The organism is Pseudarthrobacter sulfonivorans, from assembly GCF_024391045.1.
Taxonomy (GTDB): Bacteria; Actinomycetota; Actinomycetes; order Actinomycetales; family Micrococcaceae; genus Arthrobacter; species Arthrobacter sulfonivorans_B.
Genome location: NZ_JANFCZ010000037.1, coordinates 1 through 23,597, shown reverse-complemented (window position 1 = coordinate 23,597; position 23,597 = coordinate 1). Strand labels below are relative to the sequence as shown.

Annotated in this window: 23 protein-coding genes; 12 read left to right on the top strand and 11 right to left on the bottom strand. The window is 66.4% G+C overall.

The window, feature by feature from the left end; all coding sequences use genetic code 11:
- Positions 1 to 42: 42 nt before the first annotated feature.
- The 4 genes from NQJ30_RS18000 to NQJ30_RS17985 form a co-directional block, all read right to left on the bottom strand.
- The gene (locus tag NQJ30_RS18000) at positions 43 to 465 is read right to left on the bottom strand and encodes a PepSY domain-containing protein (protein ID WP_255771627.1); all 423 of its coding nucleotides are present in this window, start codon (positions 463 to 465) and stop codon (positions 43 to 45) included.
- Positions 466 to 601: 136 nt separating this feature from the next.
- A complete protein-coding gene (locus tag NQJ30_RS17995; protein ID WP_255771626.1) occupies positions 602 to 1,507 on the bottom strand; it encodes a phosphatase PAP2 family protein in 906 nt (301 codons plus the stop codon).
- A gap of 221 nt (positions 1,508 to 1,728) precedes the next feature.
- Entirely contained in the window at positions 1,729 to 2,232 is a 504-nt protein-coding gene (locus NQJ30_RS17990; RefSeq protein ID WP_255771625.1) for an SRPBCC family protein, read from the bottom strand.
- A 14-nt stretch (positions 2,233 to 2,246) separates the two neighbouring features.
- Positions 2,247 to 2,582 (bottom strand): ArsR/SmtB family transcription factor, encoded by a 336-nt coding sequence (locus NQJ30_RS17985; RefSeq protein WP_255771624.1) that lies wholly within the window; start codon positions 2,580 to 2,582, stop codon positions 2,247 to 2,249.
- Positions 2,583 to 2,703: 121 nt separating this feature from the next.
- Between NQJ30_RS17985 and NQJ30_RS17980 the strand changes: the two genes are divergently transcribed.
- From NQJ30_RS17980 to menD, 5 genes are all read left to right on the top strand, one after another.
- Positions 2,704 to 3,720 (top strand): magnesium and cobalt transport protein CorA, encoded by a 1,017-nt coding sequence (locus tag NQJ30_RS17980; protein WP_255771623.1) that lies wholly within the window; start codon positions 2,704 to 2,706, stop codon positions 3,718 to 3,720.
- A 277-nt stretch (positions 3,721 to 3,997) separates the two neighbouring features.
- On the top strand, positions 3,998 to 4,411 hold the full coding sequence (locus NQJ30_RS17975; RefSeq protein WP_255771622.1) for an Hpt domain-containing protein: 414 nt from the start codon (positions 3,998 to 4,000) through the stop codon (positions 4,409 to 4,411).
- Positions 4,412 to 4,510: 99 nt separating this feature from the next.
- Positions 4,511 to 5,563: an o-succinylbenzoate synthase gene (locus tag NQJ30_RS17970; RefSeq protein ID WP_374113284.1), complete on the top strand. Its 1,053-nt coding sequence runs from the start codon at positions 4,511 to 4,513 to the stop codon at positions 5,561 to 5,563.
- A gap of 196 nt (positions 5,564 to 5,759) precedes the next feature.
- Complete coding sequence (locus NQJ30_RS17965; protein WP_255771621.1) at positions 5,760 to 7,841, top strand: PhoX family protein; 2,082 nt, start codon at positions 5,760 to 5,762, stop codon at positions 7,839 to 7,841.
- 129 nt (positions 7,842 to 7,970) lie between these two features.
- Positions 7,971 to 9,722 (top strand): 2-succinyl-5-enolpyruvyl-6-hydroxy-3-cyclohexene-1-carboxylic-acid synthase, encoded by a 1,752-nt coding sequence (gene menD / locus NQJ30_RS17960; protein ID WP_255771641.1) that lies wholly within the window; start codon positions 7,971 to 7,973, stop codon positions 9,720 to 9,722.
- A 107-nt stretch (positions 9,723 to 9,829) separates the two neighbouring features.
- On the opposite strand, the gene NQJ30_RS17955 is transcribed toward menD, so the two are convergent.
- From NQJ30_RS17955 to NQJ30_RS17935, 5 genes are all read right to left on the bottom strand, one after another.
- On the bottom strand, positions 9,830 to 10,609 hold the full coding sequence (locus NQJ30_RS17955; protein WP_304664262.1) for an amino acid ABC transporter ATP-binding protein: 780 nt from the start codon (positions 10,607 to 10,609) through the stop codon (positions 9,830 to 9,832).
- Entirely contained in the window at positions 10,606 to 11,550 is a 945-nt protein-coding gene (locus tag NQJ30_RS17950; protein WP_255771620.1) for an amino acid ABC transporter permease, read from the bottom strand. Before NQJ30_RS17950 ends, NQJ30_RS17955 begins: the two co-directional genes overlap by 4 nt.
- 35 nt (positions 11,551 to 11,585) lie before the next feature.
- The gene (locus tag NQJ30_RS17945; RefSeq protein WP_255771619.1) at positions 11,586 to 12,539 is read right to left on the bottom strand and encodes an ABC transporter substrate-binding protein; all 954 of its coding nucleotides are present in this window, start codon (positions 12,537 to 12,539) and stop codon (positions 11,586 to 11,588) included.
- 137 nt (positions 12,540 to 12,676) lie between these two features.
- Positions 12,677 to 14,050 (bottom strand): isochorismate synthase, encoded by a 1,374-nt coding sequence (locus NQJ30_RS17940; RefSeq protein ID WP_255771618.1) that lies wholly within the window; start codon positions 14,048 to 14,050, stop codon positions 12,677 to 12,679.
- A gap of 117 nt (positions 14,051 to 14,167) precedes the next feature.
- Complete coding sequence (locus NQJ30_RS17935) at positions 14,168 to 14,881, bottom strand: GntR family transcriptional regulator (protein WP_255771617.1); 714 nt, start codon at positions 14,879 to 14,881, stop codon at positions 14,168 to 14,170.
- Positions 14,882 to 15,081: 200 nt separating this feature from the next.
- Here NQJ30_RS17935 and NQJ30_RS17930 point away from each other — a divergent pair, with 200 nt between their 5' ends.
- From NQJ30_RS17930 to NQJ30_RS17905, 6 genes are all read left to right on the top strand, one after another.
- A complete protein-coding gene (locus NQJ30_RS17930) occupies positions 15,082 to 16,476 on the top strand; it encodes an MFS transporter (protein WP_255771616.1) in 1,395 nt (464 codons plus the stop codon).
- Positions 16,473 to 17,489, top strand: a complete 1,017-nt coding sequence (locus NQJ30_RS17925) for an L-idonate 5-dehydrogenase (RefSeq protein ID WP_255771615.1) — start codon at positions 16,473 to 16,475, stop codon at positions 17,487 to 17,489. Before NQJ30_RS17930 ends, NQJ30_RS17925 begins: the two co-directional genes overlap by 4 nt.
- Positions 17,490 to 17,501: 12 nt before the next feature.
- Positions 17,502 to 18,281: a demethylmenaquinone methyltransferase gene (locus NQJ30_RS17920; protein WP_255771639.1), complete on the top strand. Its 780-nt coding sequence runs from the start codon at positions 17,502 to 17,504 to the stop codon at positions 18,279 to 18,281.
- Between the two features lie 5 nt (positions 18,282 to 18,286).
- The gene (locus NQJ30_RS17915) at positions 18,287 to 19,618 is read left to right on the top strand and encodes a geranylgeranyl reductase family protein (RefSeq protein ID WP_255771614.1); all 1,332 of its coding nucleotides are present in this window, start codon (positions 18,287 to 18,289) and stop codon (positions 19,616 to 19,618) included.
- On the top strand, positions 19,615 to 20,715 hold the full coding sequence (locus NQJ30_RS17910; protein ID WP_255771612.1) for a polyprenyl synthetase family protein: 1,101 nt from the start codon (positions 19,615 to 19,617) through the stop codon (positions 20,713 to 20,715). The genes NQJ30_RS17915 and NQJ30_RS17910 overlap by 4 nt, the downstream gene beginning before the upstream one ends.
- Before the next feature lie 471 nt (positions 20,716 to 21,186).
- Positions 21,187 to 21,726, top strand: a complete 540-nt coding sequence (locus NQJ30_RS17905; protein WP_255771611.1) for a type IV toxin-antitoxin system AbiEi family antitoxin domain-containing protein — start codon at positions 21,187 to 21,189, stop codon at positions 21,724 to 21,726.
- Positions 21,727 to 21,883: 157 nt separating this feature from the next.
- On the opposite strand, the gene NQJ30_RS17900 is transcribed toward NQJ30_RS17905, so the two are convergent.
- Together NQJ30_RS17900 and NQJ30_RS17895 are read right to left on the bottom strand one after the other, a co-directional pair.
- Positions 21,884 to 22,309 (bottom strand): hypothetical protein, encoded by a 426-nt coding sequence (locus NQJ30_RS17900; protein WP_255771605.1) that lies wholly within the window; start codon positions 22,307 to 22,309, stop codon positions 21,884 to 21,886.
- 14 nt (positions 22,310 to 22,323) lie between these two features.
- Positions 22,324 to 23,043, bottom strand: coding sequence for a trimeric intracellular cation channel family protein (locus tag NQJ30_RS17895; RefSeq protein WP_255771604.1), 720 nt, complete (start codon positions 23,041 to 23,043; stop codon positions 22,324 to 22,326).
- Positions 23,044 to 23,103: 60 nt separating this feature from the next.
- Here NQJ30_RS17895 and NQJ30_RS17890 point away from each other — a divergent pair.
- The coding region (locus NQJ30_RS17890; RefSeq protein WP_304664260.1) for a sirohydrochlorin chelatase at positions 23,104 to 23,597 on the top strand (494 nt) is incomplete at its 3' end.

Here is a 23,597-nt window from a genome sequence, read left to right as displayed (position 1 = left end):
AGGGTCGCCCCCTCTCCTGTGGAAACAGCGTTCTGAGAGGCGTCAGCCCTTCGGGCCGCCGCCGGGTCCGCCGGTTTCCGTGGACGTGACGGCGAAGGAAGCGTCCACATAGACCGTGGCGCGCGTGCCGTCAGCCTTGACGATGTGGGCCTCGTAGACGTGGCCCTCCGCATCGTTCTCGACCCGCTGGATGGTGGCGCCGGGATACGCGGCCAGGGCGGCATCCGTCACCTTGGTGGCCGTATCCCCGGTCAGCAGCGTCTCCGTGATTCCGTTGGCCTGGTGGCCGCCCTTCGACTCGTCGCGGGGCGTGGCTGGCGACGTCGACTGGCTGGAATCGGTGGCGGACTGGCTGGAACCGGTGGTGGCGGCATTGGCCGGCAGCGCTGCTGTTGCCAGCGCGCCACCGCCGATCACTGCGGCGAGGGCCAGGCTGGCGAACGCTGACTTAGTGGTGGTTTTCATGACGGGCTCCTTCTGATGATGGCCCTCCGGCGGAGGGGCTGGAACCAGCATCGCCAACCCGGCTGTCAGGGGTTCAAGGGTTGGCTGTGGAGCCGCTGTGCATGTCGGCTAACGCGGCACGGCACCCAACGGGAGCTCAGCGCCCCGGCGCGTCCCGTCGTCGTGCGGCATACGCGAACAGTGAGGTGGTGGCCACCGTGGCCAGGTATCCGGCGATGACAATCAGCGCGATGCCGGCCCAGAAATAGTTGGTGGTGCTGCCCTCCTGCAGCGGGCCCGGCGCAATCCTGGCGAGCGAATACACCGCCACAACCGCCGACGCCAACCCGATCAGCACCGGCAGCTTGAGCCAGATGCGCGCCGACCCAACATGCCTGCCGAAGCCGTCCCACACATTCCAGGTACCCTGCCTGAGGATCAGCCAGCCAGCGGGAATCATAAAGGCGCCCACCAGCAGAAAGGCGGCCACGACGTCGGCCGGCCGGTGCCACTGGTTGATCAGCGTGGACGCACCCGAGGCAATCGCGAACGTGCCGCCGGCAAAACCGACAAACGGCCGCCACCGCGGCGAGGACATCAGGAACACCGCCGCGGCAGCCGACGCCGCGAGCGTGGTGTGGCCGGACGGCAGCGAATTCAGTTCCAACGTCACCACGCCCGTGTCCGGCCGGGAGGGGAGGACATCCTTGAGGACCTGGGTGGCAATGTTCGCGCCGACGCACGCGGTGAGGGCAATCCCCGCGGCGGACCACCGCCGCCGGATCACCGTGACGAAAAGAACCACGACGGCGGCCATCACCAGGGAAATGGTGGGCAGCCAGTCCAGGAACTGGGTGGACGCCTTGCCCGCGGGTCCGTGGATGTCCACGGCCTCAACCAGCGCGGATTCGTCGATGAACTGGCCCGTGGTGGTCTGGACGAAGTAGTAGTACGTGGCAACCAAACCCACAACGCATGCAAGCCACGCGAAAAAGAACATAAAGCCGGAGCCCAAGGCGGGGCGTGCGGGAATCGCGGTGCGCGCGGGCTTCGACAAGGTCATCAGTTAAGGGTGTCACAGAATCCTGTGAGCCTCCTACCCGCCCGGGCCGGCCAAATTGCGTCACTTTTCAGCCTCGCGGGAATACTCGCCCGCGCCACTGCGGGGATCGATCAACGTGCGGTGCCGAAAGTTACGCATTTCGGTTCGACCGGGCCTTGGTTGCTGGTGGCTGGGCTATGGGCACGGAGTGACCCCGCGTTGCTTTAGAGGTGAGCTCTGCGTCAGGCGAGGGATGCCGCCAGATCCTCGATGATCTCGAACTGCTCGCGCACGCCGCCTTCCATGCCGGACTGCGCAATCATGTCCCGGACTTCCCGGCTGCCCGCATCGGTGCGGATCCGCACCACGGTGGCGCCGCCGTCGTCGGCCGGTTCAAAGGTGACCGTGGTCAGCACGGCGCCCTCCGCACTGTCCGGCGCGGTGCCCGGAAGCTCCATGACCTCCGTGTGGACGATCCGTTCGTTCGGCACGATCTCCCGGTAAATGCCGTGGAAGGCCACCTCGAAACCGCCGTGCGCGGTCATGGCATACCGCCACGCCCCGCCCACCCGGAAGTCCATGTCCGCCACGGTCATCTCTCCCCGCCGGCCCGGCCACCACCGCCTGACGAGCTCCGGAGTGGTCCACGCCCGGTAAACCAGTTGCGGGGGCGCGTTGACGGTGCGGGTGACGAGGATTTCCGTGTCGCCGGGGAACGTCACGTCCATGGTGCTTGCCTGTGCCATTGCCGTACTCCTTCTCAGTGCTCGTCCTGTTTGAGATCCTCCAGCACCTCATCGAGGACGCCGAAGCGATCCTCCCAGAGGTGCTGGTAGCCGGCCACCCAGTCATGGATGGGCTTCAGGGCCTGCGGATTCAACCGGTACAGGCGCTGCCGCCCCGCATCACGCACGACGACGGCGCCCACCTCGCGCAGGACCCGCAAGTGCCGTGATACGTGCGGCTGCGCCAGTCCCAGGAGGTCCACCAGCTCGCCAACCGGGCGCTCGCCGTGCGTCAGGGCGTCCAAAATTTCGCGCCGGCGGGGTTCTGCCACCGCGTTGAACGCATCTGCCGTTGTTGCTGCCCTTGCCATGATCAAATTGTATACACATATGTATATGCGTTGGAAGGCCTTTTGGGTTCCGGCCTCTTGGGTTCCCGACGCGGAAGGTCTAACGTCACCCACAGGGAGACTGCCCAAAGGAGGCACGGCCGTGACCATTATCGACAACGCGGTGTACGTGAACGGCGTTCGCACCGCTGACCCCGAAGACCTCGACGAGACGTATTTCCTGCTCAGGCAGCGCGAAGGGATGGCGTGGATCGGGCTCTACCGGCCCGACGGCGACGAACTCCGGTCAGTGGCGGAGGAATTCGACCTTAGCCACCTGGCCGTTGAAGACGCGCTCGCCGGACACCAGCGCGCCAAACTGGAGCACTACGGCGAAGACCTCTTCCTGGTGCTCCGGCCGGCCCGCTATCTGGACGACGTCGAGAAGGTGGACTTCGGCGAGATCCACGTCTTCGTCGGCACTGATTACGTGATCACCGTCCGCCACGCGGAGTCCCCGGACCTGGCCCGGGTCCGCCGCCGGATGGAAGGCATGCCCGAATTCCTCGCCCTCGGACCGGACGCCGTGCTCTACGGCATCCTGGACCAGGTAGTGGACGAGTACGAACCTGTGGCGGCCGGCCTGGAGAACGACATTGACGAGATCGAGGACGACCTCTTCGGGGCGGACCCCGACGTCTCACGCCGGATCTACGAGCTCTCCCGGCAGGTCATCACGTTCCAGCGCGCCACCAGCCCGCTCGCGGGAATCCTGCAGGCCCTCATGGCAGGCACCCCGGGACGGGACAAGGAGCCTGAACTGCAGGACCACTACCGCGACGTGCTGGACCACATCATTCGGCTCAACGAACGCGTGGCCGCCTTCCGCGCCCTGCTGCAGAATGCGCTCGCCGTGAACGCCGCCCTGGTGGCCCAGCGGCAGAACGACGAGATGAAGAACCTGACCGAATCCAGTTATCAGCAGAATGAGGAGGTCAAGCGCATTTCCTCATGGGCGGCCATCCTGTTCGCACCCACGCTGGTGGCATCGATCTACGGCATGAATTTCCGGGTCATGCCCGAGCTCGACTGGCAGTTGGGCTACCCCTACGCGCTGGGCCTGATGGTTGCCATGGGCGTTGTCCTGTACCTGGCCTTCAAGCACAACAAGTGGATCTAGGCGGCCCGTCGGCGGTGCCCTGGGCGGCAGGTACCTAGTGTTGCCGTGTTGGGAAATCGAGTACTGACTACTCGTGCGGCAATAACCCCTGCCGCCTAGCGTTTGTTGAGGGTCCTCCGGGACGTTAAGGCAAACCGTTTATGGGGGGTCACGTCATGAGTTTCGCTTCCGGCCTCATTGCTAAGGCCTCCAGCAACCGGAATGTCAGGGTCCGTGCGCTCGCGGAATCCCTCCTCGCGGATCTGCCAGGCGGGGCGCCGGCCACCCACTTCAAGACATGACGCAGGACGACGTCAACGCCCTGCCGTTGTTGGACCCGGCCGCGTTGGACAGGCTGCGCGACGAACTTGATGAAGACGAAGGAGTATGGAGGGTCTTCGTCCGGAATTTCATCGCCCAGCTTCCGGCGCGCAGTGAGAAACTGCGATTGGCGCTGACCACCGGAGACTTGCCCGGCACCCTGGATGCAGTCCTTAGCCTGAAGACGTCAAGCCAGATGGTGGGAGCCGAGCGCCTCGCGGAATATGCCATGGTGCTGGAGCGCTCGGTTCGAATCGATACCCGTGAGGCGGCGCCGGACTATGTCCTGCCCCGGCTGGCCGCGGCGCACCTCAAAACCATCACCAAATGCAGCCGGCAGACCTCGGACCTCCTGCAGAGGTACCTTGACTCCAAACCGGGCCGGGCATGACCGTACCCAGACATGGGACAGACCCTTCCTGACTAACGCTTCTACTTCCTTTAGGGTTCTTGGCCGATCATTGTCCGAGGGCGCTTGTACAGTGAACGCATGCCTTCCTCGGTCCCGCCCGCGCTGCCTCAGCCACTGCAACGTCCACTGCAACCTGCCTTGCCAATCGCTGTGCCGTCGTTTGACGAACTGCTGGCCTCCGCGCACGTGGTGAGCCTGCCGATGCGGGTGAAGTTCCGCGGCATCATGGCGCGTGAAGCCCTTTTGCTCCGGGGACCCGTTGGCTGGGCCGAGTTCTGCCCGTTCCCGGAATACGACGATGCCGAAGCCTCCCGCTGGCTGGCCGCCGCCGTCGAGGCCGGTTGGCAGGGTTTCCCCCCGCCGGTCCGGCAAGTGATTCCTGTTAATGCCACCGTCCCTGCCGTCTCCGCGGACCGGGTGCCCGACGTTCTGGCCCGCTTCGGCCGGGTTGATGCCGTCAAGATCAAGGTGGCGGAACGGGGGCAGACGCTCGACGACGACGCCGCCAGGGTGGGTGCCGTGCGCGCCGCCCTGCCTGACGCCGCCATCCGTGTTGACGCCAACGGCGGGTGGGATGTGCCCTCCGCGGTCGAGGCACTGACCCGGCTCGCCGCCGTCGGGCTTGAATACGCTGAGCAGCCGGTGCCCTCCATTGAGGGGCTGGCGGAAGTGCGGCGCCGGTTGCGGGACGCCGGAACGCCCGTGCTGATCGCCGCCGACGAAAGTGTGCGCAAGGAATCCGACCCCCTGCGCGTGGCGCGTGCCGGCGCGGCCGATTTGCTCGTTGTTAAGGTCGCACCGCTCGGGGGAGTGCGCCGCGCGCTGGACATCGTGGCGCAGGCCGGACTGCCCGCCGTCGTGAGTTCCGCCCTGGACACGTCCGTGGGAATCCGCGCGGGGCTGGCGCTGGCGGCCTCCTTGCCGGAGTTGCCGTACGCCTGCGGCCTGGGCACCGTGTCGCTTTTCACCTCCGACATCACGTTGGACCCGCTGGTAGCCGACGACGGCGCCATCCGCCTCCGCGACGCCGTCCCCGACGCCGGGCTGCTGGAGCAGTTTGCGGCTTCCGCCGAACGCAGGAATTGGTGGCTGGACCGCCTCCGCCGCGTCCATGCCACCCTCGCTCCCTGACCCACGGCCGACGCGCTCTCACTTATTGCCGGTTTTCGGTAAACGCTCTGTCACTTGATGCGGATTTTCGGGCAACGCCCCCTCATGTACCCGCAGGTCACCGCCGGTTAACCCGAACTTCACCTGGCTGACGGCTGCGGGTCGGAACGGGCTGACAGGGTGGTCGGGACCCGATCGTCCTATTGGAGGCACCCCCTTGTCTGAAACGACAGCCCGCAAGTTCAACCTGCTCCCCATGCTCGGCCATACGAAAGGCAAGCGGAGCCCCGTCACCTGCGCACTCAAGTGCGACAACGCCTGCGCAGGCGAGACCTGCAACACCAGCTCCAACAGCTACTTCCGCGACATCGCCTCCGCCACCATGTCCCGCCGCGCCGCACTGGGCTTCGGCGCCGCCGGTGCGCTCGCCGTCGTGCTCGGTTCTGCCGTAACCTCCGCCGAACCCGCATCCGCTGCCGGACTGTCCAAAGCAGCGAAAGAAGGCTTCGCCAAGTCCAAGCTGCAGTTCACCGCCATCAAGCCCGTGGACAAGGCCGTGGACGCCTTCACGGTGCCGGAAGGTTTCACGTGGCAGCCGATCATCCGTTGGGGTGACCCGCTGTTCAGCGACTCGCCCGACTTCGATCTGAACAACCAGACCGCTGCCGCCCAGGCCCGCCAGTTCGGTTACAACAACGACTACACGGATATCCTGGAAATCCCGGACACCAAGGGCCGCCGCGCCGTCCTGTTCACCAACCACGAGTACACGAACGAAAGCATCATGGTTCCGAAGGGCTATGACGCCAAGGAAACCCGTGCCATCGGCCGCGCCGCCCACGGCCTGGCCGTGGTCGAACTCGAGCGCAAGAACACCACCAAGCCGTGGGCCTACGTCAAGGGCGCGCCGCTGAACCGCCGATTCCTCGATGACACCACCTACGAACTGACCGGCCCGGTTGCCGGTTCCGCACTGGTGAAAACCGTGGCGGACCCATCCGGCAAGGCCATCAAGGGCACGTTCGGCAACTGCTCCGGCGGCACCACCCCCTGGGGCACCATCCTCTCCGGCGAAGAAAACTTCAACGGCTACTTCGTCTCCGGCGGAACTTCCGACGGCGACAAGCGCTACGGCCTGACCTCCAAGGCCACCGCCCGCCAGTGGGAGTTGGACGATGATCGCTTCGACACCCGCAAGCCCGGCTACGAAAACGAAGCCAACCGCTTCGGCTGGATCGTGGAAGTGGACCCGTTCGACCCCACCTCCACCCCCAGGAAGCACTCGGCCATGGGCCGCTTCAAGCACGAGGGTGCCAATGTGATCGTGGCCGAGTCGGGCCATGTGGTGGCCTACATGGGTGACGACGAGAAGTTCGACTACCTGTACAAGTTCGTCTCCAAGGGCAAGTACAAAGAAGGCGACCGCAAGAACAACATGGGTCTGCTGTCCGAAGGTAACCTCTACGTTGCCCAGTTCACCGGAAGCGCGCCCGCTGCTGAGATCACCGGCACCGGGGCTGTTCCATCCGACGGTTCCTTCGACGGCGTCGGCGAATGGCTGCCGCTGGTGGTGGATGGCCAGTCCGCCATCAAGGACATGACCGTCGAAGAGGTCCTGGTGTACACCCGCATCGCCGCCGACAAGGCCTACAACAAAAACGGCGGCCCCACCAAGATGGACCGCTGCGAAGATGTCCAGCCCAGCCTTCACACCGGCAAGGTGTACGTGGTCTGCACGAACAACTCCGACCGCGGAAAGGCAGGCAAGGAAGGCGCCACCGAGGTCAACCCGCGCAACGAGAACCGCGACGGCCACATCGTGGAAATCACCGAATCCGGCGACCAGACCTCCACAACCTTCAACTGGAACCTGCTGATGGTCTGCGGAGATCCGGCCCAGGGTGATGTCACCTACTTCTCCGGCTACCCGGTGGACAAGGTCTCACCCATTTCCTGCCCGGATAACGTGGCCTTCGACTCCGTGGGCAACCTCTGGATCTCCACCGACGGCGCCCCCTCGGGCATTGGCTACAACGACGGCCTGTTCAAGGTCACCCTGGACGGTGCCGAGCGCGGCAAGGTGGAGCAGTTCCTGGCCGTTCCCCGCGAGGCCGAGACCTGTGGCCCCATCATCCACGACGAGGAACGCACCGTGTTCGTGGCTGTGCAGCACCCGGGTGAGGACGGCAGTTTCGAGGCTCCGCACTCGTACTTCCCGGACTACGTTGAAAAGACGACGCCGGCAGCCGGCCAGGTGCGCGCCCCGCGTCCCGCCGTGGTCCAGGTGTTCCGCGGCTAGTCAGCGTTCCGCCCTTACGTTGCTCTATCACTTTTGGTCCCCAAACGGCCTTGATAAGGACTGTAAGTGATAGAGCAACGCTGGCGGGTGGGTGTGGCTTCGGGGTGGCAGACTGGTTTGGTGACTTCGCTGAACGAACCTGCCCCCGACGCCTCCGATCTTCACCCCGCAAAGCCTTCGGAGGCCGGATCTTTGACCTCCATCGCGGCGGCGCGCATCGCCGTCGGCGCCCTGATCGACGGCGGGGTGGAGTATGTGGTGGTCTCGCCGGGTTCGCGGTCGGCGCCGATGGCCTATGCCCTGGCCGAAGCGTCAGCTGAGGGCCGGGTGGAACTGCTGGTCCGGATCGACGAGCGGTCGGCCGGGTTCACGGCCCTGGGCCTCGCCTTGTCCACTGGCTCCCCGGCTGCCGTCCTCACCACGTCCGGCACCGCCGTCGGGAACCTCATGCCGGCGGTGATGGAGGCTAACCACGCTGCCGTCCCGCTGGTGGTGCTCTCCGCCGACCGGCCCGAGGAGCTGCTGGGCACGGGCGCCAACCAGACCACCATCCAGCTGGACCTGTTCGGCGAGCACGTCCGGTTCGCGGCCGACGTCCCGGCCGGCAGCAGCCCGCTCCGCGCCGTGGAAACAGCGCTGTCCGCCGCCACGGGCGCGTTCTCGGAGCTCGCGCCGGGGCCCGTCCAGCTGAACCTTTCCTTCCGCGACCCGCTGGTGCCGGGCGCGGGGGAGCAGCTTCCGACGGCGGCTGATCGGCAGAAATTCCGCATCGCCACCGAACCGCTCACCATGGACCTGCCGCCCGCCGCTGCTTCGCTGGAGGAGCGGCGCACCGTAGTACTGGCAGGGCACGACGCCGGACCGGTCGCCGAGGCCTTCGCCCGCGCCCACGGACTTCCGCTGCTCGCCGAGCCGTCCTCGAACGCCCGCTTCGGGCCGAACGCCGTGGGTCCCTACCGGTTGCTGCTGGAGCATTTTGGACCGGACTCGGCCCAGCCCATCGAGCGTGTGGTCCTCTTCGGCCGGCCCACGCTGTCCCGGCCGGTGGCGTCCCTGCTTGCCCGGGCCGACGTCCCTTCAGCCCTGTACCAGCCGGTTCCCGTGGCTTGGTACGAGGCCGGCCGGCGCACCGAACTGCCCCTTGAAAGCCTGGCCGACCTCGCCGAATTTGCCGGCCGCGGCCCTTCCGACTGGCTGGATACCTGGCTGTTGGCCGGGTCCGCCGCGCAGCATGCCCTGGATGGAATACTTGGCGGAGAGCCTGCCGCGACGGGTCCCGCGGTGGGCGCGCAGGTGTGGAGCACGGCTCGCGGCCAACTGGTGCTGGGCTCGTCGAACGGCATCCGAGACGTTGATCTGGCCGGACTGCCCGCGGCCGGGCCCGCGGCCACCATCTACGCCAACCGCGGCCTGGCCGGCATCGACGGCACCATTTCCACCGCCACCGGAATCGCATTGGGCGGCCGTCAGGAAACCACCCTCCTGCTGGGCGACGTCACCTTCCTGCACGACGCCGGCGGCCTGCTTCTCGGTCCCGGCGAGGCGGTGCCGGACCTCCGGATCGTGGTGCTGAACGATGCTGGCGGGGCAATCTTCGACCTGCTCGAGCACGGCGCCGTGCGCGACGCGGGAGGATACCCGGACGCCGTCGAACGCCTCTTCAGCACCCCCCACACGGTGGACATCGCGGCAATAGCCGCAGCGTACGGCGTCGGGCACTGCTCGGTAAGCACGACGGCGGGACTCGCCGAAGCGCTTGCCGCACCAATCAACGGGCGCACCATTGTGGAGGTCCGCGCCGACCGGGCCGGCCTGCGGGACCTGCACGCCCGGATCAGGTCCGCCATCAGCGCCGCCGTAACGGGTGTCCTCGGCGGCTGACTCCACCGGACTTAAACCAACGCGGGGTCATTCCCTGTCCTTTCCCTGAGGAATATTGGACATGGAATGACCCCGCGTTGCGGTTAAGGCCTGGGCGTCTGCCGGGCTTAGAGGACCCGGCTCAGGAACTCCTGGGTCCGGGGGTGTTGCGGGTTGGCCAGGAGCTCGCGCGGATCTCCCGATTCCACCACCACGCCTCCGTCCATGAACGTCAGGCGATCGCCCACCTCGCGGGCGAAACCGATCTCATGGGTCACCACAATCATGGTGATGCCGGTTTTGGCGAGGTCCTTCATGACGTTCAGGACGTCCCCCACAAGCTCGGGGTCCAACGCTGACGTGGGCTCATCGAAAAGCATCAGCTTCGGTTCCATGGCCAGTGCACGGGCGATGGCCACGCGCTGCTGCTGGCCACCGGAAAGCTGCGCCGGGTAGTGGTCCGCGCGGTCCGCCAGGCCCACCCGGTCCAGAAGTTCCAGGGCCCGCTTGCGTGCGGTCTCCCGGGACTGGCCCTTGACGTGCATGGGCGCTTCCATGACGTTGTACAAGGCCGTCTTGTGCGGGAAAAGGTTAAACCGTTGGAACACCATGCCGATGTCGCGGCGTTGGGCCGCGATTTCCTTGGTCCGCAGGTCATGGAGCCGGCCGTTGACTTCGCGGTAGCCGATCAGGGACCCGCCTACGGAAATGCGCCCGGCGCTGATGGTTTCCAGGAGGTTCACGCACCGCAGCATGGTGGACTTTCCGGAACCGGACGGGCCGATGACCACGGACACTTCGCCCTGGTTGACGGTCAGGTCGATGCCGCGCAGCACATGGTGATGGCCGAAGTACTTGTGCAGTCCTTCGATCTTGACCAACGGTGTGGCTGTTGCAGTTGTCGTCATGCAGATCCTCCTCCGCCGGACACCTTGGGCGCGCCCATGCCGGCCGCAGCAGCCTTGGCTGCCTCCATGTTCACCGGCGCGGGGGAAAGATTATCCACGCCCTTGCCGTAGTACGCCTCAATGTAGTGCTGGCCCACCATCAGCACGCTGGTGATGACCAGGTACCAGATGCCGGCCACGATGAGCAGCGGAACCGGCAGGTAGGTCCGGTTGGCCAGCGTGTTGGTGGCGAACGTGAGGTCCAGCGTGAACGGCACGGCCAGGACCAGTGACGTGGTCTTGAGCATGCCGATGGTCTCGTTGCCCGTGGGCGGAACGATGACCCGCATGGCCTGCGGCAGGATGATCCGCCACATGATCTTGGCCTTGCCCATGCCCAGGGCCTCCGCGGCTTCCATCTGTCCCTTGTCCACCGACTTCAGGCCGGCCCGGAAGATTTCGGCCAGGTACGCGGATTCGTTGAGGCCCAGGCCCAGGATGGCAGCCGCAAGGGCGGTGATGACCGTATTGGTGTCCACGCTGAACAGCTCAGGCCCGAGCGGGACGCCGGCGCTGATCTTCGGGTACAGGACGGAAACCAGGCCCCAGAAGATGAGCTGGGTGTACACAGGCGTGCCACGGAAGAACCAGACCCACACCCAGCTGGACCAGCGGAACACCGGGTTGTCCGATTGCCGCATAAAGGCCAGCAGGATCGCGAGGACAATTGCCAGGATCATGGAGGCGGCAGTCAGCAGCAGGGTCCAGCCGACGCCTTGGACCACGTTGACGTCCAGGATGTACGTGCCCACCGTGTCCCAGTGGAAGTTGGGGTTGGTGAACAGGCTCTGCAGGACCAGGATCAGGACGCCGATAATCACGACGGCGCTGATCCACCGGCCGGGGTGCCGCACCGGCACTGCTTTGTTCAGCACCGGTGATTCTTCAGGTGGATGTTCCATGCTCGGACCTGTTTTTTGCTCGGTTACCGGTCCGCTCAAGACGTGGCCGGGTTGACTTCTGACTTGGTGATGGCGCCGTCGGCGTTGCCCCAGCCCTCGAGGATCTTCTTGTAGGAGCCGTCCGCGATCAGCTTGGTGACCGTCTTCTGGATCACATCGGCCAGGGCCGTATCCGACTTCGCCACGGCGATGCCCTGCGGAGCGGCGTCGTACACGTCGCCGAGCTTTTCCAGCTGGCCGTTGGTCTGAGAGAGTGCATAGCCGATGATGGGGGAGTCGGCGGCCATGGCATCGATGCTGCCGTTGACCAGCCGGGTGGTGACATCGGTCTGGTTCTTCAGCGTGACAATGTTGATGGCCGGTTTTCCGGCGTCCGTGCACTTCTTGGTGCGGTCGGACAGATCCGGATCTTCCTGGACCGTACCGGTCTGGACGCCGATGTTCTTGCCGCAGACGTCATCGAGGGAGAACTTCTTCGGGTTGCCCTTCTGAACGGCCCAGGCGGTGCCGGCGTTGAAGTAGCTGACGAAGTTCACAGCCTTGAGCCGCTCCGGGTTGATCGTGAAGGAGGAGATGCCCAGATCGTACTTCGGGCCGAGTGCCGGCAGGATGCCGGTGAATTCAGCCGTCTGGACCTGGACCTTGAGCCCCAGCGTGGCGCCGATCGCCTTGGCGATGTCGATATCGTAACCCACGGGGGTCTGGCCGTCCGCGCCGAGGAACTCGGCCGGCGCGTAGCTGGTGTCCGAGCCGACGGTCAGGGTGCCCTTGGACTTGATGGCTTCCGGCACCTGGCCAGCCAATGAGTCGTCTTTCTTGATGGTGCTCGGGTCAAAGCTGGCTTGTGCGCTGCCCGACTCGGTGGACCCGCCGCCGGGTGTGGCGTTCTGCGACGCGTTGGTGCAGCCGGTGAGCGCGAGGGCGCCGATGGCGAGAACAGTGGCAGCCTTGAGCGTGGAACTGCCCAGGAGCGAACGGGGAATGTGCATGTGTCTTTTACCTTTTGTTGCGGACGGAATGCAGACCTAAATCGGCTCATAGTGTATCGCGCACCGGGAGATGTGCGTCACAGGTAACTTTGTTTCACCATTGGATAACTTATCCGGATGGAGCGCAAGGAAATTTGCTAGCTGGAGATGCCCAGCGACTCCAGCATGGGCCGGAACTTCGCCCAGGTCTCGGCCAGCTCCGCCTCGGGCTGGGAGCCGTCAACAATTCCGCAGCCGGCATATAACCGGACGGTGTGCGGATCCTCAATGACGGCGCCCCGCAGCGCGATGCCCCATTCGCCGTTACCCGCGGCGTCCAGCCAGCCAACCGGCCCTGCATACGGCCCGCGGTCCAGATGCTCCAGCTTCCGGATCAGCGCGCCGGCCACCTGCGTGGGAGTGCCGCAGACGGCAGCCGTCGGGTGCAGTGCATTGATCAGCGCAAGGCAGGTGGGTACGTGTCCCTCCACTTCCGTCAGCTCGGCCTTCACGTCCGACGCCAGGTGCCAGACATTGGGCAGCTCCAAAATAAAGGGCTCGTCATGCGCGTTCATGGCCTCGGAGAACGGGGCCAGCTGCGAGGTCAGCGACTGGATCGCGATCTCGTGCTCGTGCCGCTGCTTCTCGGACCCGCCCAGCACGCGCTCCGCGTAGTCCATGGGAATTCCGTCCTCGACGTGGGCGTCGCGGCGGTCCAGTGTGCCGGCCAAAACGCGCGCCTGGGCGGTGCGGCCCTCCACCTGGATCAGCATCTCGGGCGTCGCACCCACCAGCCCGTCCACCGCGTACGTCCAGCATTCCCGGTAGCGGCCGGCCAGTTCACGCAGCACCTTCGACGCATTCACGCCGGACGGAACGGTGGCCACAATATCGCGGGCCAGGACCAGCTTCTCCAGCGCGCCCGTGCGGATTTCCGCCACCCCGGCAGTCACCGCGGCCATCCAGTCTTCCTCGCTCAGCGACCCCGTGTGCAGTGTCGCCCCGGCGGCCAACGGCAAAGGACGTACGACGGCGTCACCGGCCCCTGTGCGGACCTCGCCAGGGGTGCCGCCTGCCACGGCAACCGCAGCACCTCCGCTGCCACCGCCCAGCCAGCGGTCCAGGGCGGCGAGGGCACCCGCTTCGGTGAGTTCGCCGTCGTCGAACGTTAATTGGGTGAGCCAGTACTGGCCGTCACGGACGCCCACCACGATCTCCGGCACAATCAGCCGTGACTCGTGGGTGGACTTTTTGGAGAACGCAAAGGAGCCGAAGGCCACCGGTCCGGTGCCGGGCAGGACCAGAGAGTCGGTGATGTCCGCTTCGAGGACCAGGTGGCGCCACCAGATGTCTGCTTCGAGGAAGCGCTCCGGCCCGGTGGCCGTGAAACGCGTGATCTCGCCGAAGCCCACCAGGCCGGCTTCGCGGCGGGTCCAGCAGAGGACGTCGTCCCGGACCAGGAACTGCGGAAGTCCGCCGGCGGACGCGTTGCCATCCAGGGGGACCGTGAGGGTGCGGAACGTGCTCGTCATGATGAGACAACAGTACTCTGCATGCTACTTGGCGGTACTTTCAGGCCACAGTCCAACCTTGGCGCCCGGTTAAGGGGGACCGGCCCGTCGAAAGTCCTGGCCTCTCAGGCGAAACCCTTAGACGCGGGCCGGCCTGCCCGTCCGGCGCTCGGGAAGCTGGGGCGCGGAGAACAGCTCGGGCCGGGACGCGCGCATGCTCCGGACATCCTCGAGAATGAAGCGCAGGTGCCTGCGCAGGCAGTCTTGGGCTGCTGGCACATCGCCGGCCAGCAGCACGTCCAGTAGGTGGCGGTGGTCTGCGGCGTATTCGGTGATGCCGCGGTAGCCGCTGAGCCCCAGATAGCGCGCCCGGTCCAGATGCCCCTTGGCGTTGGACACAGTTGCCCAGGCTGTTTCATGGCCGGCAATGGCCAGCAGCGTGCGGTGGAAGTCCTCATCCAGCGGGTAGAACTCCTCGCGGCTGGTGCAGGCATCCTGGCGGTCCAGCAGTTCGTAGAGCGCGGCCGCGGCCTCCGGCGTGATGTTGCTGGCGCAGTCAGCCAGTGACGCCACTTCGATGGCTTCGCGGATGAACTGGGCCTGGGCCACCGTGTCTGCGTCCAGGTAGGTCACGTACGTGCCGCTCTGCGGGCGGATCTCCACCAGCCCTTCCTGGGCGATCAGCATCAGGGCTTCGCGGATTGGCTGGCGGCTGGTGCCCAGATGGTGAGCGAGTTCGTTCTCGGAGAGCAGGGTGCCGGGCGCATCCTCGCCGGAAATAATGCGCTCGCGGATCTGCATGTAGGCCATCATCCTCGCAGAGATGCGCGGGGTGTTGTCGGGAGTTGCCATACCTCCAACAGTAGCCGTGCCGCCGGGCCGGGGAGTCGCCTTGGGGATGAGCCCCGGAGAGGTTTGGCACCTCTTGACACACTTGTATGGCAGTGCTTGAATGGCAGCTGTTGTTCCAATGCGGGGACACGAAAAGACGTCTCGCCATGCCGCATCATTGAAGCTGTGCATCCGGCCAGACCCGTAGAACAGAGGGGTTCATGACGGCAGCAATCCAGATCGGCGCCACCCAGCGCTCATCCAAAGACCTGATCAGAACTGCAGTATCCGGCTGGCTCGGAACAGCGATGGAGTACATGGACTTCCAGCTGTACTCGCTGGCAGCGGCCATCATCTTCCCCAAGATCTTCTTCCCCAACTTCGACCCCGTCGTGGGCCTGCTGGTCGCGTTCATCACCTACGGCGTCGGCTTCCTGGCCCGCCCGGTGGGCGCCTGGTTCTTCGGCCGGATGGGTGACCGGGTTGGCCGCAAGAAGGTCCTGGTCATCACCATCATGATGATGGGCCTGTCCACCATGCTCATCGGGTTCCTCCCCGGCTACGCCCAGATTGGCCTCGCCGCGCCGATTCTCCTGGTGCTCCTACGCCTGGCCCAGGGCTTCGGCGCCGGCGCTGAACTCTCCGGCGCATCGGTCATGCTTGCGGAGTACGCGCCGCCCAAGAAGCGCGGCCTGATCGCCTCGTTCGTCTGCCTCGGCACCAACTCCGGCACGCTGCTGGCCTCCGGCCTGTGGGTCCTGCTGACAATGCTGCCCGAGGAGGCACTCATGAGCTGGGGCTGGCGCCTGCCGTTCATCGCCAGCATCGGCATCACCCTTTATGCACTCTGGATGCGCCGCAACCTGAAGGAAAGCCCGGTTTTCGAGGCCACCCGTGAGCTGGACGCCGACGCCGCTGCTGCCGCCACCTCGGGTGCCGCAGCCTCCGCTGCGAACTCCTCCGCCGCCGTCGGGCATTCCGGTGCCGCCACATCCTCCACCAAATCCAAGCGCAAAGGCAAGGCTTTCTTCCTGGCGATGGCGCTGCGGATCGGCGAATCCGGCAACTCAGCCATGATCCAGACCTTCCTGATCGGCTACATCGTCACCGCCCTGAGCATGGACAAGAGCGTGGGTACCTTCGCGCTGCTGATCGGCTCGTTCCTCGGGTTCGCCACGGTTCCGCTGGCCGGTTGGCTTTCCGACAAGGTGGGCCGCCGCACCATGTACCGCGCACTGTCCGGCTTCCAGATGCTCTTCGCCATCCCGGCCCTGCTGATGATGCAGTCCCGCGATCCTTTCCTGGTCTCGCTGGCCCTGATCATCGGCCTCTCGGTCTCCGTGCTCGGCATGTTCTCGGTCCAGTCCGCCTATGTCAACGAACTCTTCGGTTCCCGCAACCGCTACACCCAGCTTGCCCTGGCCAAGGAAATCGGCGGCGTGCTCTCGGGCGGCCTGGCCCCCATCATCGCCGCCGGCCTGCTGGCCCTGTTCACCAACTCCTGGTGGCCCGTCGCCGGAATGATGGTCCTTTACTCAGCCGTCGCTTTCGTGGCAACCTTCCTCGCGCCCGAAACCAAGGGCCGCGACCTGACCCTCGTGGAGGACGCAGTTTGAAGGCCGTAGTAGTCCATGCCGCCGGCGACCTTCGCCTCGAGGACCGTCCGGATCCGGTGTGCCCGACCGGCTCGGTGATTGTCGACGTCGAATACGGCGGAATCTGCGGCTCGGACCTGCACTACGTCAGTCACGGCGCCTCCGGCCTGAGCATCCTGGCGGATCCCATGGTGCTCGGCCACGAGGTGGCCGGCCGGATCTCCAAGCTCGGCGAGGGTGTGGCGGGCTTCGCAGTGGGTGACGCCGTGACGGTCCACCCCGCCGTGTTCTGCGGTGAATGTGCGGACTGCGTGGCCGGGCGCACCAACCTGTGCCCGCAGGTCACCTACTACGGCAGTGCCGCGCACCGCCCGCATACCGACGGTGCCTTCGCCTCGCGCAAGGCCGTCCCGGCCGTCCAGCTTCGGCGGCTGCCTGCCGGGGTCAGTACCCGGCAGGCCGCCGTCGCGGAGCCGCTCGCCGTGGCCATCCACGCGGTCGGCCGGGCCGGCAGCCTCGCCGGCAAGGACGTCCTGGTCAACGGTGCCGGACCCATCGGCGCGCTGGTGGTGGCCGCCGCCCGGCGTGCCGGCGCCGCCACTGTCGTTGCCAGCGACGTGTCCGAAACGTCCCTGGCGATCGCCAAGCGCATGGGGGCCGACGACGTGGTGCTGGTGGGCTCCTGCACCGGTCTCCCCGACGTCGACGTGGCGTTCGAGGCGTCAGGCGCCCCCGCAGCCCTGGGCGGCGTCCTGGGGTCCGTACGCCGCGGCGGCACGGTGGTCCAGGTGGGCAACCTGCCGGCGGGCCCGGTGACCACCGAGCTTGCCGCGCTCGTTTTCCGCGAGATCGATTACCGCGGCACGTTCCGCTTTGCGGACGAATTGGATGATGCCCTTGCCTACCTCGCCGCCGGACTCGATGTCGAGCCCCTGCTGACCCACACGTTCGCCGCCGCAGACGTGGCCGAGGCCTTCGCGGTGGCCTCGGACCGGAAGACCGGCTCGTCGAAAGTCCTCCTCAAGTTTGTCTGAGACAATGTCATGGTGAACCGAGCATCCTTGGAAAAGCGTCCGGACGAAGTAGCCACGATGTTTGACGACGTCGCACCGAAGTACGACGTCGTCAACGATGTCCTGTCCCTGGGACAGACGCGCCGCTGGCGCAAAATTGTGGTGGACGCCGTGGATGTCCGTCCGGGCCAGCGGGTGCTCGATCTGGCGGCCGGAACTGGGACGTCCAGCGAGCCATATGCCGATGCAGGCATAGACGTGGTGGCGTGTGATTTCTCGCTGGGCATGCTGAAAGTTGGCAAGCGGCGCCGTCCCGACATCAACTTCGTTGCCGGCGACGCCACCAACCTGCCCTTCGCCGACAACAGCTTCGACGCGAGCACCATCTCGTTCGGCCTCCGCAACGTCAACGAGCCCAAAAAGGCATTGGCCGAGATGCTCCGGGTCACCAAGCCCGGCGGCAGGCTGGTCATCGCCGAGTTCTCCGCGCCGGTGGTGCCGCTCTGGCGCACGATGTATACCGAATACCTCATGCGTGCCCTGCCCGCCATCGCAGTCAAGGTCGCATCGAACCCCGACGCCTACGTCTACCTCGCCGAATCCATCCGCGCCTGGCCGGACCAGGACCACCTGGCCGCCTGGCTGCAGGAATCGGGCTGGGAAAAGGTCACCTACCGCAACCTGACCGGCGGGATCGTGGCCGTCCACCGGGCCACCAAACCGCTTGCCGGAACGAACCGCGACGGCGGCGCTGCCGCCATTGCCGCGCACAAGGGCCCCGTGGCCAAGCTCCGCCGCAACATCACCCGCTGATACCTGTGGACGTACTTATTGTCGGCGCCGGGCCGGCCGGATCCACTGCTGCCTACTACCTAGCCAAGGCGGGCATTAGCGTGACCGTCCTGGAGAAGACCAGCTTTCCCCGTGAAAAGGTCTGCGGCGACGGCCTCACCCCGCGCGCGGTCCGCGAAATCCAGAAGCTCGGCCTGCCCCACCCGGAAACTGATGGCTGGCGACGCAATAAGGGCCTGCGCCTGATCGCCGGCGGCCGGACCATTGAGCTGCCCTGGCCCGAGGTCTCCGACTTCCCCGAGTACGGCCTGATCCGCACCCGCCTCGGCTTCGACGAGGAACTGGCCCGGCATGCGCAAGCCGCCGGCGCCGAAATCCTCGAGCGGCACAGCGTCACCGAGGCCCTGCGCTCCGAGGACGGCCGCGTGACCGGTGTCCGCGCAGCGCTCCTGGACGAGTCCGGACGCAAGACGCGGGAGACGCGCGACTTCAGCGCCGACGTCGTACTCGCCGCGGACGGCAACTCCACCCGCACCGCCGTGTCCCTCGGCATCCAGAAACGGGACGACCGCCCGCTCGGCGTCGCCGTGCGCACCTACTTCACCTCCCCGCGCCACGATGACGACTGGATGGAAGGCTGGCTGGAACTGCCCGGCCGCGACGGAAAGCTGCTCCCCGGCTACGGCTGGGTGTTCGGCGTGGGCGACGGCACCTCCAACGTTGGCCTCGGCATCCTGAACTCGTCGAAGGAGTTCGGCAAGCTCGACTACAAGCAGGTCCTGCGCGAATGGACCGCCGCCATGCCCGCCGAGTGGGGCTTCACCCCGGAGAACCAGGTGGGCGAAATGCGCGGCGCCGCGCTGCCCATGGGCTTCAACCGCACGCCCCACTACTCGCCCGGCCTCCTGCTCCTCGGCGACGCCGGCGGCATGGTCTCGCCCTTCAACGGCGAGGGCATTTCCTACGCCATGGAGTCGGCACGGTTCGCTGCCGAGTTCATCATCGACGCTTCCGCGCGTTCCGTTTCCGCGGGACCAACGTACGACGCCGACGCTCACCTCGCGGGGTACGCGGACTATGTGCGCGGCCAGTGGGGATCGCACTTCACGCTGGGCCGGGGGTTTGCCGCGCTGATCGGAAAACCTGCCGTCATGAAGCTCGCGCTGCGGACCGGGATGCCCATTCCCGTGCTGATGCGCTTTGTGGTGCGGCTGCTCGCCAACCTGACCGATCCTGCCGCTATGGGCTTTGAGGACCGCGTCATCCGCGTCTTGGAATCGCTGGTTCCGGCCACGTCCAACACCCCTTCGGCTACGAACCAGCGGTATCCGCAACAAAAAGTTAGGGTTAACCCGTGACCAACTCTGCAGACCACAGCTGGACGCATGCCGGGCACGGCCTGCCTGACTCCGAACCCAGCCTCAATACCACCGCCATTGCCACGGCACTTCAGCTGCCGGCCGGCTTCGCGGCGATCGCGGAAGATGCCGAGCTGGGCCCCGCCATCACCACCAACCTGGCCCGGGTGGAGAAGAAGCTGCGCGAAGCCATTGCCAACTCCGATCCGCTGGCTGACGCGACGTCGCGCCACCTCGTCGAGGCCGGCGGCAAACGCGTCCGGCCGCTGCTGACCCTGCTGAGCGCCCACCTCGGCGACGCGTCCCTGCCCGCCGTGGTGCAGGCAGCCGTGGTGGTGGAGCTGACCCACCTGGCCACGCTCTACCACGACGACGTCATGGACTCCGCCCCGTTCCGCCGCGGCGCACCCACGGCCCACGAAGTCTGGGGCAACTCCGTAGCGGTCCTCACCGGCGACCTCATCTTTGCCCGGGCCTCCATCCTGGTTTCCGAGCTCGGCGGCCGCGCACTGGGCATCCAGGCCCGCACCTTCGAGCGCCTGTGCCTGGGTCAGCTGCACGAAACCGTGGGGCCGCGCCCGGACGAGGACCCCATTGAGCACTACCTGTCCGTCATCGCGGACAAGACGGGCTCCCTGGTTGCTGCTTCCGGCCAGTTCGGCGCGATCTTCTCCGGTGCCGATGCCGCCTACGAGGACGTCCTGGTGGAGTACGGTGAAAAGGTGGGTGTGGCCTTCCAGCTCGCCGACGACGTCATTGACGTCACCGGCGTCAAGGTCAAATCCGGGAAGTCCCCCGGCACGGACCTCCGCGAAGGTGTCCCCACGTTGCCCGTCCTGTTCCTGCGCCGCGATGCAGCGGCCGGTGACCAGTCCGCCGTCGAGCTTTTGAAGCTCATTGACGGCGACCTCACCGCCGATGACGCCCTTGCCGCCGCCGTTGCCGGCCTTCGCGAGCACCCCGTCACCGCCGAGTCCTGGGTGGTTGCCCGGCGCTGGGCCGACGAAGCCATTGCTGCGCTGGCGCCGTTGCCTGAGGGTGTTGTGAAGGACTCGCTGTCCAACTTCGCGCTGGCCGTGGTGGACCGCGCCAGCTGATCGTTTTGCAGCGGGGCCCTGCCGGGGTTGGCCTTGGCGGGGCTCCGCTTTTTTTGTTGCCCGGCGCCGGTGGGTGGGGCAGAGGCCGGTGCCCGTGCCCGTGCCCTCGAGACTGGGCGCGGCTCGGGCGGCGATGGCTGCGGGCCTAAATGCAATAGCCCCGGTTCTCTGCAACGTTACGAGTCACACGCTGCGTCGAACCGGGGCTATATCTCCGTTCGCATCAGACCCGCCGGAGGCGTTTAGCGGATCCGTAAACAGTCTATGACAGCTTTGTCACAAAGTGCAAGCCGGCTGTTACGCACATGTCACATGATTGCCGACTCCGTCGTGGGGCACACTGCGGGGTGGTATGCGCCTTCCCGGTCTGGGAGCCGGCGTGTCCGCGCCGAAGTGCCCCACGACGGCGGGCTGTCCACATGGCGAAGGTTGGGTCTGCCACGTGCCGGCACCGGCGGGCACCGTGGAGCCATGGACATTGAGACTTTCCTTCGCCAGCGGGCCGGCGTGGCACGGACTTCGGGTCTGCGCCGGGCGGGACTTTCCCGGGCTCGCATCGACCAAGAACTGACCGCCGGGCGCATTGTGCGGATCCGGCGGGGCGTCTACGGGCTCCCAAGAGAGGCCGGCGCCCTGGGTCTGGCGCTGCAGCACAACGCTCTGATCACCTGCGTGTCGGCCGCCCCGAGGGCGGATTCCCTCCTTGAGGTGTTGGCCAATTACCACTTCCGGCGGGCCGGGCTGCATGTCCGGAGGCATGTGGAAGTGCCAAAGGTGGGCGAGGTGGACTTTCTCCTTGAGGAGTGCCTCGTGGTGGAGACCGACGGTGGCACCCACCTGGAGCCACGGCAGGTAAAGAAGGACCGAAAGCGCAACAACGCCACCATCGTGGGAGGTCGTCTGGTTCTCCGGTTCGGCTATGACGACGTCGTCCATTACCCCGAGCGGATGGTGGCAGACGTGTTGGAGGTGCTGGAGCTGTGCCGGCGGGGAGCGTTCGGCGGCAGGTGACTGCCGCCGTCGTGCTTTCTCTGCCGTGGCGGGGCACTATGGTTGCGCCAGCCGCAGAAACACGGGTGGTTGACGGCGAGTCCGTGTCAAAGTGCCCCACGACGGCGGGCGGTCCAGCAGAACGGGAGGCCAAACAGGCGAGCCGCCCAGCAGCCTCCTAGTCCTCTTCGTCGTTGAAGGCCCACTCGAACATGTCGAAGACGAACTCGGAGAACGTTCCTTCCTCGGACTTCCACTGGGCCCGGGCGTTGTTGCGGCGGTAGACGATGGGATCCGGGACGCTGAGATCGCCCACGCGGAAGCCCCAGGTGAACTGCTCCTCTTCGTCCTCGAGGAACATCAGGAAGCCTTCGTCGTCCACTTCCAGCTCTTCGGGGTCCCAGAAGTAGTGGTAGGCCTCCATAAGGTCCTCGCAGCCGCCAAGGGCCAGGTAGAACTCGCGCAGGACCAGCGGGACTTGGAACTGGTGTTCGGCGAGGGCCGCGTCCAGCTCTTCGGGGGACAGCCCGTCGTCTTCCTGCCATTCGTCCTCGAGATACTTCGGAACAAGCGCACGGAACTTCTCGAGGAACATGTCAGTCATGGTCCCAATCCTAGCTAATCGCGGGGACCCGGATTGCCGCCGTCGGCGTCCCCTGGACCAGCCCCGGAACCGTCCCCTGAGCCAGCCCCGGTTTCACCCCGCCGGTGCCAGCCGTGGACGGCGAGCGGGGCCTGCCAGGAGCGGCGCCAGGCGAGGACCCGGAAGGTGAACACAACGGCGGCGATGGCTGCGGCAGTGAACACATTGAAGGCGCCCGCCACCCACAGTCCGGCGGTCAGCGCAGCCCCCAGGAACGCCGGCAGGGCATAGATGTCCCGGGGGTTGAAGAGCTCGGGAACCTCGTTGGCCGTGACATCGCGCAGCAGCCCGCCACCCACCGCGGTCATCACGCCCAGCAGCACCGCGGCCAGCGGGTTCATGCCGGCATCGAGGGCCTTGACCGTGCCGGTCATGCAGAACAGGGCCAGCCCGCCGGCGTCGAACAGTGTCAGCAGCGACGTGAAACGCTCCACGCTGGTGTAGAGGGAGTAAACAAGGATGGTGGCCAGTACCGGCGGGAAGATGTACGCCGGGTTGCTGAAGGCGGCGGGCGGACCGGCGTCGAGGATGAGGTCGCGGATGATGCCGCCGCCCAGACCCACGAGGGACGCCAGGAGCAGTGAGCCCACAATGTCGATGTTTTTCCTGGCCGCCAGCAGGGAGCCGGAGACCGCGAAGAAGAAAACGCCCAGCAGGTCCAGCCAGACGGGGGCGGTGTCAAAGGCGAATGTCATGTGCATCCCCGCTGATTCAAAGTGGGCGGACCGGGTGGCTCCAACGTTACGCTAGCCCCTATGAACAACCCCATCATGGTGGCCTGCGCCCACGGTACCTCCAGCAGCCAGGGAGCCGCGGAAGTCAACGGCCTGCGCGCCGCGATCGCCGCCCTCCGCCCGGGCCTTGACGTGCGGGAAGCCTACGTGGATGTGCAGCAGCCGGACCTGGTGGATGTGGTGGCGGGCCTGCCCGAGGGGGTGCCCGCCGTCGTGGTTCCCTTGCTGCTCAGCGTGGGGTACCACGTGAAGGTGGACATCGCGCGGGCGGTGAAGAGCAGGCCGGAGACGCTGGCCGCTGCGCCCCTGGGGCCGGATCCCCGCCTGGCCGCGCTGCTGGACCAGCGCCTCCGCGAGGCCGGCTTAACGGACCGCGACTCGATTGTCCTCGCCGCCGCAGGGTCCTCCAACCCCAATGCCGCGGTCAGTGTCGAAGAGCTCGCGGACCAGCTCCGGGAGCTGCGGGGCAACCGGATCGAGGCCGCCTACGGCGCGTCCGCCAAGCCGTCAGTGCC

Bases quoted from the DNA above. Each gene is read 5' to 3' on its own strand.
- NQJ30_RS17900 (WP_255771605.1), bottom strand. From the start codon at position 22,309: ATGACTGACATGTTCCTCGAGAAGTTCCGTGCGCTTGTTCCGAAGTAT.
- NQJ30_RS17895 (WP_255771604.1), bottom strand. From the start codon at position 23,043: ATGACATTCGCCTTTGACACCGCCCCCGTCTGGCTGGACCTGCTGGGC.
- NQJ30_RS17975 (WP_255771622.1), top strand. From the start codon at position 3,998: ATGACGCAGGACGACGTCAACGCCCTGCCGTTGTTGGACCCGGCCGCG.
- NQJ30_RS17940 (WP_255771618.1), bottom strand. From the start codon at position 14,050: ATGACGAGCACGTTCCGCACCCTCACGGTCCCCCTGGATGGCAACGCG.
- NQJ30_RS17905 (WP_255771611.1), top strand. From the start codon at position 21,187: ATGGACATTGAGACTTTCCTTCGCCAGCGGGCCGGCGTGGCACGGACT.
- NQJ30_RS17955 (WP_304664262.1), bottom strand. From the start codon at position 10,609: ATGACGACAACTGCAACAGCCACACCGTTGGTCAAGATCGAAGGACTG.
- NQJ30_RS17935 (WP_255771617.1), bottom strand. From the start codon at position 14,881: ATGGCAACTCCCGACAACACCCCGCGCATCTCTGCGAGGATGATGGCC.
- NQJ30_RS17985 (WP_255771624.1), bottom strand. From the start codon at position 2,582: ATGGCAAGGGCAGCAACAACGGCAGATGCGTTCAACGCGGTGGCAGAA.
- NQJ30_RS17990 (WP_255771625.1), bottom strand. From the start codon at position 2,232: ATGGCACAGGCAAGCACCATGGACGTGACGTTCCCCGGCGACACGGAA.
- NQJ30_RS17930 (WP_255771616.1), top strand. From the start codon at position 15,082: ATGACGGCAGCAATCCAGATCGGCGCCACCCAGCGCTCATCCAAAGAC.
- NQJ30_RS18000 (WP_255771627.1), bottom strand. From the start codon at position 465: ATGAAAACCACCACTAAGTCAGCGTTCGCCAGCCTGGCCCTCGCCGCA.
- NQJ30_RS17995 (WP_255771626.1), bottom strand. From the start codon at position 1,507: ATGACCTTGTCGAAGCCCGCGCGCACCGCGATTCCCGCACGCCCCGCC.
- NQJ30_RS17950 (WP_255771620.1), bottom strand. From the start codon at position 11,550: ATGGAACATCCACCTGAAGAATCACCGGTGCTGAACAAAGCAGTGCCG.
- NQJ30_RS17945 (WP_255771619.1), bottom strand. From the start codon at position 12,539: ATGCACATTCCCCGTTCGCTCCTGGGCAGTTCCACGCTCAAGGCTGCC.
- NQJ30_RS17970 (WP_374113284.1), top strand. From the start codon at position 4,511: ATGCCTTCCTCGGTCCCGCCCGCGCTGCCTCAGCCACTGCAACGTCCA.